The 10,433-nt window shown below is 66.2% G+C and carries 9 protein-coding genes; 3 read left to right on the forward strand and 6 right to left on the reverse strand.

Annotation, left to right across the window (positions count from 1 at the left end; translation table 11 throughout):
- Nucleotides 1-29 precede the first annotated feature (29 nt).
- On the forward strand, nucleotides 30-734 hold the full coding sequence (locus U6958_RS13920) for an SDR family oxidoreductase (RefSeq protein ID WP_074922907.1): 705 nt from the start codon (nucleotides 30-32) through the stop codon (nucleotides 732-734).
- Nucleotides 735-917: 183 nt separating this feature from the next.
- On the opposite strand, the gene U6958_RS13925 is transcribed toward U6958_RS13920, so the two are convergent.
- Nucleotides 918-1,289 carry a hypothetical protein gene (locus tag U6958_RS13925; RefSeq protein WP_083393633.1) on the reverse strand — a complete coding sequence of 124 codons (372 nt, stop codon included), beginning with the start codon at nucleotides 1,287-1,289 and terminating at the stop codon, nucleotides 918-920.
- Nucleotides 1,290-1,793: 504 nt separating this feature from the next.
- On the opposite strand from U6958_RS13925, the gene U6958_RS13930 reads away from it, so the two are divergent.
- The gene (locus U6958_RS13930; RefSeq protein WP_244160509.1) at nucleotides 1,794-4,868 is read left to right on the forward strand and encodes an IPTL-CTERM sorting domain-containing protein; all 3,075 of its coding nucleotides are present in this window, start codon (nucleotides 1,794-1,796) and stop codon (nucleotides 4,866-4,868) included.
- Between the two features lie 129 nt (nucleotides 4,869-4,997).
- Complete coding sequence (locus U6958_RS13935) at nucleotides 4,998-5,477, forward strand: GNAT family N-acetyltransferase (RefSeq protein ID WP_074922909.1); 480 nt, start codon at nucleotides 4,998-5,000, stop codon at nucleotides 5,475-5,477.
- 36 nt (nucleotides 5,478-5,513) lie between these two features.
- On the opposite strand, the gene U6958_RS13940 is transcribed toward U6958_RS13935, so the two are convergent.
- From U6958_RS13940 to U6958_RS13960, 5 genes are all read right to left on the reverse strand, one after another.
- Nucleotides 5,514-5,954 carry a hypothetical protein gene (locus U6958_RS13940; protein ID WP_074922910.1) on the reverse strand — a complete coding sequence of 147 codons (441 nt, stop codon included), beginning with the start codon at nucleotides 5,952-5,954 and terminating at the stop codon, nucleotides 5,514-5,516.
- Between the two features lie 205 nt (nucleotides 5,955-6,159).
- On the reverse strand, nucleotides 6,160-8,145 hold the full coding sequence (locus U6958_RS13945) for a HEAT repeat domain-containing protein (RefSeq protein ID WP_074922911.1): 1,986 nt from the start codon (nucleotides 8,143-8,145) through the stop codon (nucleotides 6,160-6,162).
- 189 nt (nucleotides 8,146-8,334) lie between these two features.
- Entirely contained in the window at nucleotides 8,335-8,742 is a 408-nt protein-coding gene (locus U6958_RS13950) for a GFA family protein (protein ID WP_016446377.1), read from the reverse strand.
- A 94-nt stretch (nucleotides 8,743-8,836) separates the two neighbouring features.
- Nucleotides 8,837-9,172: a hypothetical protein gene (locus tag U6958_RS13955; RefSeq protein WP_223275358.1), complete on the reverse strand. Its 336-nt coding sequence runs from the start codon at nucleotides 9,170-9,172 to the stop codon at nucleotides 8,837-8,839.
- Between the two features lie 198 nt (nucleotides 9,173-9,370).
- A complete protein-coding gene (locus U6958_RS13960; protein WP_016446376.1) occupies nucleotides 9,371-10,315 on the reverse strand; it encodes an FHA domain-containing protein in 945 nt (314 codons plus the stop codon).
- Between the last annotated feature and the right edge of the window lie 118 nt (nucleotides 10,316-10,433).

Raw genomic sequence — 10,433 nt, forward strand, 5'->3', positions numbered from 1 at the left:
TCTGTTTCCCCCCACCCCTGGAGTGCTCCATGAAAATTGAAAACGCTGTTGTTCTCGTCACCGGTGCCAATCGCGGCATCGGCCTGGCCTTCGCACGCGAGCTGCTTGCCCGTGGCGCCCGCAAGGTCTACGCCGGCGCGCGCGACCCCGCCACCGTCACCCAGCCCGGCGTGCATGCCCTGCAGCTGGACGTGAACCGCCCGCAGGACGTGGCCGCCGCCGCAGCGCAGGCGCCGGACGTCACGCTGGTGATCAACAACGCCGGCATCGCGCAGCCCGGCGGCTTTCTGGCGCCCGACAGCGAAGAGGTCGCCAGGCGCATCTTCGAGACCAACTTCTTCGCCGTGCTGCGCATGAGCCAGGCCTTTGCGCCGGTTCTCAAGGCCAACGGCGGCGGGGCCTTGCTCAATGTGTTGTCGGTGGCCTCCTGGGTCAATGGCGGCGAACTGGCCGCCTACTCGGCCAGCAAGTCGGCCGCCTGGTCGCTCACCAACGCCCTGCGCAGCGAGCTTGCAGGTCAGAAGACACAGGTGCTGGGCCTGCACATGGCCTATGTCGATACCGACCTCACGCGCGGGCTTGACGCACCGAAGTCCAGCCCCGAGGACATCGTCAGCCGCGCGCTGGACGGACTGGAGGCCGGGCTCGATGAAGTGCTGGCCGACGAGCTCACCCAGCAGGTCAAGCGCGGCATGACGGCGGCCCGGCCAAGCTATCTGCCGCAGGGCGCCTGAGCCTGGATGACCGCCGCAGCCCGTGGCCGGACCATCAACACAGGCCGGGCCATGAAGTGCGCGCCATGGCAGATCGCCGTGCTCTCCCCGGGCGTGTGCCTGGGAATCTGCGGCCAGTGCAACGCAGGGCTGACTGTGGCGCTGAGTGTGGGCTGAACGCAGGCTGACTGGCGCGCTGGCGCATCAGCTGCTGCCGTCCAGCCCGGGAACCGGCCGGCGCTCAAGCAGTTGCGCCATGGCCCGGGCAGCCGCCTCGGCCGCTTCGGCGCGGCGCATCTCGGCCGCGTCTTCGAACCCGCAGCCCATGGCCTGGGCCTCGGTGCCGGCGTAGTCGGCCAGCGTGTCGGCGCTGTCGCGGATGCTTTGCAGGGCACGGGCCACCACGTCCAGGTGGCGATGGCCCTTGGGGGTCTCCAGCCATGCCAGGGCGAGCTGGGCGATGGCGGAGATTTCTGCACAGCCTTGCTGCACGAGATGGTCCACCTGGGTGAGGGCGTTGGACAGCTGCCGGGTGCTGTGGCTGTCCGTGGTGGGGGAGGGCTGGGCGGGGTTCATGCCATGTCCCTCCGCAGTTGGCCAAGCACAAAGGCCTGGCATGAGGGAGGGGTTGCGCCAAAAGACGGCGCGCAGGCGAGAGAAACGGCGTTCATTGTTCCGTGCTCCATTGCGGATCGAATCCACAGGCCATCGCATCTGCGTTGACTGATGGATTCGGTGTACCAAGCCTCGCTTTCGGAGAGGCTGTGCCGCTATACGACGGATGTTTTGAAGCATCAGCCCCGGGACAGGGGGCCGGGGCGGATGATAGCGCGGGAGGGGAGGGGAACGCCCCTTTTTTTGGGGGGGTGAGGCTTGCGAAACGTCCAGTCAAGCGCGGCACGAACGCACAGTCAAGCCGCCAGGGCTGCGCGCCCGCAAGATGGCCGGCAGTGCGCATCCACCCGTGCCACACGCTTGCATCAACATGGCTTTCAGCGCTTGATACATAAGCGCTGAAAGCATTTTTCATGGCTGATCGCGGCTGGGTGGAACACCGCTCCACCCACCCACCCCATCGCCATGAAAACCCTTGCCCTTCGAATTGCCATGCTGCTGCTGACGGTGGCGGCTTCAGTGTCTGCTGGTGCAGTCACGGTATTCGACAACCTGGCAGCCGCCAATGACCCGTGGCTCATCCAGCACAACTCCAGCTACCACACCAAACTGTGGGTGGCCAACCGCATCCCGATTGGCAGCCAGTCGCTGCGCATCACGCAGGTGAAGATGAATCTCACCCAGATCGACCAGTTCGAGCTGCAAGTGTGCGCAACCGACGCCAGCGCCGCCACGCCGTTCGTGGACATGACGGCCTGTGCCCCCTTCACCGCCGATGCGGCCACGCCGGGCTTGCGCGTGTTCACGGGCGACCGCATCGTGGCGGCGGGCGACTTTGCCTGGGTGGTGGTGCGCAGCATCGGCCAGACCATGATCCGCCGCCAGATCACCACGGCCACCAACGACGGGCTGACCTGGTATTCAGGCGCGAGCCACAAGCCGGCCTGGGTGGCCGAGCCGCAGACCTCCATCGGGATGACGGTCGAGGCCGGCTCCGTGCAGCTCGATGGCGTGTGCGGCAGTGCCAGCAGCACCACGCCTCGCCGTTATCCGCCAGACGCCTTGCTGTGCAGCGTGGGCACGACCAGCGGCGTGATGGGTGAAACCTACTCCTTCTCCTGGGTGTGCCAGAGCAGCTACGGCGGCAACCCTTCGCCGCAATGCTCCGTGCCTCGCGCCTACCTCGTTACCTCCCAGGCCACGGGCGGCGGCAGCATCGAGGCGGGGCGCGATGTAGCGGCGGGGCAGCAGGCCAGCTTCACGCTCACCACGCCACCGGGCTATACGGTGCAGGTCAGCGGCTGCGGCGGATCGCTTGCGGGCAACACCTACACCACTGCGACCATTACCGGCAATTGCACCATCAGCGCCACCTTCGCCCCGCCGCCCACCAATGGCGCGTGTGGCAGCACTGCGCCTTCGCTCACCTTGCCAACCCTCTTGTGCAGCGCCGGTTCGGCCACCAACCAGTCTGCCGCGTCCGATGCCTTCCGCTGGAATTGCGCGGGCATCAGCGGCGGCACCACGGCCGCTTGCCTGGCACCGCGCCAGTACATGGTGACAGTCAACACGGATGCGGGCATCGCCAGCGCACAGTGCACCCCGAACCCCGTGACCCATGGCTCCAGCGCCACCTGCACGGCCACGGTGCACGACCCTGTCGCCCGCCCCTTCAGCGGTTGGGGCGGCGCCTGCAGCGGCACGGGGGCTTGCCAGCCCGTGGTTCTCGGGGCCACCACCGTCTCTGCCAACACGACGCTCATCACCTACGCCATCACTACCACTGCCACCACGGGCGGGAGCATGTCTTGCACGCCCAACCCCGTGCCCCACGGCCAGGCCGCTGGCTGCACTGCCACGCCGCAAATGGGCTTTCAGTTCACCGGCTGGACGGGCGATTGCGCGGGCACGGGTGCATGCCAGTTCACCAACGTGACCAGCGCGCACAGCGTGGGAGCCACCTTCGCGCCGATTACCTACGCCATCGCCACCCCTGCCGTCACCGGCGGCAGCGTGAACTGCACGGCCAACCCCGTGTCCCATGGGCAAGACACCATCTGCGTCGCCTCGCCCGCGATGGGCTACCACTTCACCCATTGGTCGGGCGATTGCGCGGGCACTGCCAGCGCGTGCATTCTCTACAACGTGACCAGCCCGCGCAGCGTGGGTGCCACATTTGTACTCAACACCTATTCCATCGGCATCGTCCCCGCCCCGGCCAACGGCACAGTCACCTGCACGCCCAACCCCGTCACCCACGGCCAGGATGCAAGCTGCACCGCCGCGCCCGATGCGGGCTACCACTTCACCAGTTGGTCGGGCGATTGCACGGGCACGGGTGCATGCCAGTTCACCAGCGTGACCGCGTCGCGCACCGTCTCGGCCACCTTCACGCCCAACACCCACTCCATCGCCACCCCCGCCGCCGTCAACGGCACGGTCACCTGCACGCCCAACCCCGTGACCCACGGCCAGGTCGCAAGCTGCACCGCCACGCCCGATACGGGCTATCACTTCACCAGTTGGTCAGGCGATTGCGCGGGGGCGGGTGCATGCCAGCTCACCAACGTGACCAGCCCGCGCAGCGTGAGTGCCACCTTCGCGCTCAACACCTATTCCATCGGCATCATCCCGGCCCCGGCCAACGGCACGGTCACCTGCACACCCAACCCCGTCACCCACGGCCAGGACGCAGGCTGCATTGCCACGCCTGGTACGGGCTATCACTTCACCAGTTGGTCGGGCGATTGCGCGGGCACGGGAGCATGCCAGCTCACCAACGTGACCAGTCCGCGCAGCGTTTCGGCCACGTTCACCCACGACCCGGTCGATGCGACCTGCGGCTCAGCGGCCAACGGCGCTGTGGCCTTCAAGCCCAGCGCGAATCTGTGCGCCACGGGTACGCCAGGGACCGTGCTATCCGCCGGCGGCCAACACAAATGGCAGTGCAGCGGTGAATATGGCGGCGCAGCGCAGCAGTGCAGCGCACCGTGGCAGGGTGCGGGCGGCAACGGCAATCTGGGGGCGGTGGAGGTGGATGGAGCGAACGGCTGGGAGATCAGCAGCGCCGCCTTTGCCTCCACCTTGCCCGCGCCCTTGCCGTCCCATGTGCGTGCGGTGCACGCGCCGCTGGGCCTGGTGCTGGGGCGTGTCGCTGGCAATGCAGATGCACAGGTGACCGTGCACTTCACCACACCAGTGCCGCAGGGGGCCGTTTATTACAAATACGGCCCCAGCCCCGATGGGCTGGGCTGCACCGGCGCTGCCTGCGCGCAGCCGCACTGGTATGCGCTGCCCGGCGCGCAGTTTGCGCCCGACGGCCTGAGCGTGACCTTCACCCTGGCCGATGGCGGCGTGGGTGACAGCGATTCCGTGCCCAACCAGATCACCGACCCCGGCCTGCCCGTGCTGCTGGCCCCGCAGGCCATACCCGCGCTCGGCCCCTGGGCGCTGGCGTTGCTTTCGCTGCTGGCAGCGGGTCTGGTGGCGGTGCGTTGCCGAGCGTCGAGCAGTGGTTGCGCACCGCCGATCAGAAAGTGAAGCCTTGGCTTGCAGCGGCAGCAACCCCGCACTGTGGACTGCTGCCCCTTGGTTGACGCTCAAATAGACGGTCGGCAACCACCGTTTTGGTAGGCTTTGAATTTGATGGATAGACAACCAGATACAGGCATGAATTTGAAATTTAAGCGGCTCACTGAAGTTGATCCGGCTCACATTGTTTCGCTGAACAACAATCCAGATGTGCTGCGACAAATGCCGCTTGGAAGTGCGAATTTCGACCTGGCGAAAGCAAATGAATGGGCTCGGCAAAAGGATGCCCAGTGGCAGCAATACGGCTATGGGCCATGGGCGTTTGAAATTGACCAGCAATTTGCCGGCTGGGGCGGTTTGCAGTACGAGGAAGGTGATGCCGACCTCGCTTTGGTGCTTCACCCCAAATTCTGGGGAAGTGGCAAAGCCATCTATCAAGAGATAGTGAAACGTGCATTCACTGGCTTGGGGCTGAGCTCCATCACGATTTTGCTGCCACCTTCAAGAACCAGAATAAAAGGGATTCTCAAGCTGGGATTTCGGCCAGATGGCGCATTGGATATTCAGGGGACTCGCTTTTTGCGCTATCGCCTGCATGCACCCGGCAAACCCGCTTGACCAGATCTTTGGGCAGCGCGTCTTGATCCCGCGCGTTCATACCTTGGCGAGGAAGGCCGCCGCATCACCCGCTTCACACTTCCAGTCTGCGAAGACCCCAACCAGATTGCATTCCACGCAGCGGCAAGCGATGTAGTACCAGCGCACGTCGTGTGTGCCTTCGTACACGGAGACGCCGGACATCAGTTCGAACGTCTCGTTCTCGCACACGCACTCGTGTGCCTCGGGGGTGGCCTCTTCAACATATTCCGCGCTGTCGCCCATCAGGTGTTCCTGCCCGCAGTCGGTGCAGGTGCGGATGGCCACGCCGGCTTCTTCATCCGTCTGCAGCGCAAAAGTCCGGCACCCGCAATCGCATTTGGACGAGGCAAACCGGACGGCCTCATGGCGATTCGCAACGCTGTAGCTGCGCAGCTCGGCTTGGGTGTCGCCGGACGTTGTCCCGTACCAGAACTCGCCCTTCTTCGTCAGTGCCATTGATACTGTTCCATTCTTCAAGTTGGGCTTCCCGGCAGACCTGACGCCAAGCTTTCCCGATCGTCTGGATTTTGCCTGAAGGCACGGAGAATCTTCGTCAAGGGGCCGGGCAGCTCTCAGCCTCAAGCAGCCGCACCGAATACCGGCTCTACAGCGATGGCAGATCCTGACCGGGCGCACCGCAATCCGTGCGGGGATGTGCGTGTCAGCGTTCCCTGCGCAGCTGTCTGGCACTGGCCAACAGGAATGCGCGCGTGCCCGGCGCGCCCAGCCCATCGAGTGCGCCACCATCTTGCGCGCCCATGGCCAGCCAGGCTTGCATTGCGGCCTGCGCCACCTCCAGATGAAATTCTTTCAGCAGCAGGCGGACAAGCGGTGCCCCCGCCGCAGGGTCTGCGATCTGCCCCAGCGCCATGGCCGCTGCCTGGCGGCGGCGCGCGTTGGGGCTGCTCAGTTGATCGATCAGTGCAGGCACAACCGCCTGGTCGCCCAGACTGCCCAGACGGCCCAAGGCTTCCAATATCTCTTCGGTGGCGAGGTCGGCCTGCAGCGCCCGTATCAGGTCGGGAATCGCCTCGCGCGTGGCTGCCTTCGCCAGCGTTTCGGTGATCAGCCGGGCATCAGCCGGCGATTCGGCTTGCAGCAATGCCGCAGCCAGCGCCGCGCTGGCCTCGGCGCTGGGCGTGGCTGACAGCGACAGCATGGCGGCGTCCCGCAACGGGTTGCGGCGGACCATCAGAGGCGCCAGCAAACCGGCCCCCTGGGGGTCGCGGAATTCGGCAAGCGCCATCACGTAGCGGTATCGCAAGCTGTCGCCGGCTGCCTGGGCTGCAGCGATCAGCGCAGGCAATACGTCAGCCCCTTGCGCTGCCAGCGCTTTGCAGACGTGGTGGACGTATTCGTTGCGGATGCCGGGCATCAGCCCCAGGAGCAGGGCCTGCACCTGGGGGCCGCGAAGATTCTGGCAGGCGTACGCCACGGCGCTGGCATTCCAGTGGTGGGGGTCGTCCGCCAATGCCTTCGCGAAGCCTTCGAAACCCTCTGCTGAGCCCATCAAGGCCAGCGCTTCGGCCACGCCCACGGCGTCGCCGCCGCACAGCTGGGGCAGCATGGCGCGCAGATGCTGGGCCGCTTCCTGGGGCGCGGTGCGCGCCAGCTGCAGTGCGGCGGCTCGCCGTACCTGCAGCGACGCCGTGCGCAACCCTGCGCGGGGCCACTGCGACTCGCCGGGCCCTTGCAGCTGGGCCAACACCTCGGCCAGCTCGTCGGCATCGCGCGGTGTCCTTGCCTGTTCCAGCGCGGCCATCAGTTCAGGCACGGCTTCCTGCGCCTTCAGCGGGCCCAGCGCCGGTGCTGCAACGGTCACTCCGGCACGCAGCAGTGGCGCGATCGCACGCGCGTCGCCCAACTCGCCAAGCACCTTGACCAGTGCCGTCCTCAGCTCCCGCGGCATCCCGCGGCGCGGGTGTTCAAGCGTCTCGATCAGCGGGACCACGGCTGCCGTATCGCCCAGGCGCCCCAGTGCGCTGATGCAGGTCCCGCGGACTCTGGCGTCCGCATCGTGGAGTCCTTCCATCAGCAGGTCCAGGCAGGCGTGTGTGGATTTCTGGACCACCGCGCTGCACAGCGTGCTGATCACCTCGCCAAAGTCTTTCTTTTTGTCGGTCTCCTCACGCCGCAGCGTGCGGATGGCCTCCAGCAGGTCGGCGATCCAGTGTTCGTCGGCGTGGCTGTGAATGGATGTCGCCGCATACTCGCGCACCGCTGCGCTGCGGTGACCCAAGGCCTTGAACAAAGGCGCCCGGGCCTGTGGCGAGGAGATACGGCCCAGGTACATGCAGCCCGAGCAGGCTTCGTCAACGCTCTTGGACTTGGCCATGCGCAGGTACAGGGGCAGTGCCTCATTGGAGGGACGGATCAACAAGGCCTGCCTGGCCGCGTCAGCCACCTTTGCGTCTTCGTCCAGCGTCGCGCTCACCAGGAGCGCGGGAGCGCGGTCCACCAGCTCCAGCAGTGCATTTCGGGCCAGGGGCAGCTGATTTGCCGGCGCGGACCTCATGAATGTCGTGATGGCCTCGAAAGCCACTGCGGGGGCAGCGCAGGACAGCGCTTGCAGCGCCAAGAACACATCGACGTTTTTTGTGGAGCTCTGCAGCTGCTCTGCGAGTGCCTGGCTTGGGTTGTCGTTCATAAGTACTGGAAGGGCCGGTCCGGATTGCCCTGGTTCTGCTTGTCCGAGAAGACCACCAGCACAGGCTCGTCTGGCGCGCCCTGCATCATAGGTGCCGCCCCAGGGCCGCCACTGGACAAGTCGTCCACCGGTCGACCGGCCGGGCAGGCCTTGGCATCCGGCCGCTTTTGGCCGACCCCATCCGCCCGATCACCTTGTCCCACCATCCACCCACGCCATCCCCGCCCCCCGGTTCACATGCCGCTGCCTACCCACGACAAACTCCGAATCCAGCGTGGCCAGTGCGACGGAGATCCATGCGCCTTCTTCGTAATGCTGGCTGTGCCATGACAGCGATGAGCCGCATTGCTGGCAAAAGCAGCGCGTGATGCCGGGCGATGAGGCAAAGGAGCGCAATTGCTCCTGGCCCCGGGTGAAGACAAGGTCCTTTGCCGGCACGCTGCCGTAGGTGGCGAATGCGGCACCGTGGGCCTTCTGGCAGATGCGGCAGTGGCAGTGCGAGACGGCCTGGGGCGTGGAGCGCAGTGCATAGGCGATGGCGCCGCACAGGCAGCTGCCGGTCAGGGCAAGAGGGGGGCTATCCGGGGCGTTGCTCATGGTCGGGCGGGCACGAAAAAAGGCGCATGCCATTGTGCATGCGCCCCAATGCCGCGACAGGGATGCGCGGCAACCCCAGGAGTCATCCGTTTCGTCAGTCGCCGATGACCTGCAGCCCGCTGCCGTCCCCATGCGCCTGCAGGCACATTCTTCCGAGGTCGTTGAGAAAACGCAGCACCGGCATCTCGCCCACGCAGGCGGGGATGGCGGCCATGATGTCGTTGTGCAGTTCCAGCAGCTGGTCCGAGGCCACGAACATGGCGGCGGATTCGCCGTAGTAGTGCCGCCAGAAGTCCTGCAGCAGGCCGTGGCGGGCCTTGCCGACGACCAGGGGATAGCCGTTTTCCCAGACCTGTGCGTCCATGGAAAGGCTGGCCAGGCCAGGGTCAACGGGCCGCGCGCTGGCGGGGATCAACAGTACACGTCGCATGTCCATGCTCATTTGCGGTTTCCAGGTGCGCCAGTGGACTCGGGCAACCCGGTCCGGGAGGAGGGTGAGAGGTCCTTGCCGCAGGCGGCAGGAACCGGTTCCCACTTTATTGACGTGTGCACAACAAGAAAATTACACCTGATTACATACGGCGAGTGATGCGCCGTGTGCCTGCCGTTCTCCGTTGCAGTTCGCCGTTCAGGCGCTGCGCGCGCCGCCCTCGATCTCGAACGCAAAGTCCCCGAAGCGCAGGCTGCCGCGCCGCCGCTCCACCAGGGCCGGCAAGGCCGCGCATTCGGGCAGGGCGCTGAGGATCTGGTGCTTGGCGCGGAAGATCTGGATGTTCACGTACGACGAATCCACGCCCAGCATGCGCGAGAGCGCATCGAGCTCTATCCAGCCCTGGCTTGCGGGGGCCAGGCCCTTGTGGGCGTCCTGCTGGCGCACGCGGGCCAGGGTGACCAGGGTGTAGTGGTGTATGCGTTCACCCAGCGCGATGGGCTTGCCGTCGCTCATGACGGTCAGGCTGGCGTGCTCCTCGTTCTGGCTGACGTGGAAGCGAAAGGACACGTCCGGCGGCTTGGGCGCATGCGGGTCGAAGCTGCTTTCCCGCGTGGATTCCAGGTCGTCGCATTGCACGAATTCCCAGCTGCCTGCCGAGGTGTGGACCATGGCGCCGTCCACCAGGGGCTCGGTGCCGTCGCCGGACTCCAGCAGCCAGCGGCCGTCTTCGAAGAAGACGTTGGCTTCGGGCTCCTGGGCGTCGGGCAGCAGGGTGCCGCGCGGGTTCAGGGCCAGGGGGGCGTCCTGGGGCAGGCCCGGGCCGGGGCTCAGGCAGGTGACGGGCGGCCCCAGGTCTTGCACGGTCCAGGCCGCTTCTGCGCCTTCGCCCATGCTGAGCCTGGCGCCCACGGTCAGTACGGTCCAGCGGCCGGCGACCAGGCGCACGCCGTTGAGCATGGTGCCGTTGCGGCTCTGGTCCACGATTTCCCAGGTCTGCCGGTTCCAGCGGAACAGGGCGTGGACCTGGGAGACGTCGGGCGCCTTCATGACGGTCTGGCAGACCGAGGGGTGGCGGCCGAAGGTATGCAGGGGCCGCAGCACGACGATGCTGCCGTCGAGTTGGTTACGAAAGAGGGCCATCGCCTCGAATTCTCCTTGGGGCTTGTGTGAACAGGGGGTGGGCTGGGGGCGCATTGGCCCGGAGCCGGCAGCCTGTTGCCAAGCCGAGAGAGTACATGCCCGCTGCGCGTTTCAGTTT

Source organism: Delftia lacustris (assembly GCF_040267515.1).
Classification (GTDB): Bacteria; Pseudomonadota; Gammaproteobacteria; order Burkholderiales; family Burkholderiaceae_C; genus Comamonas; species Comamonas tsuruhatensis.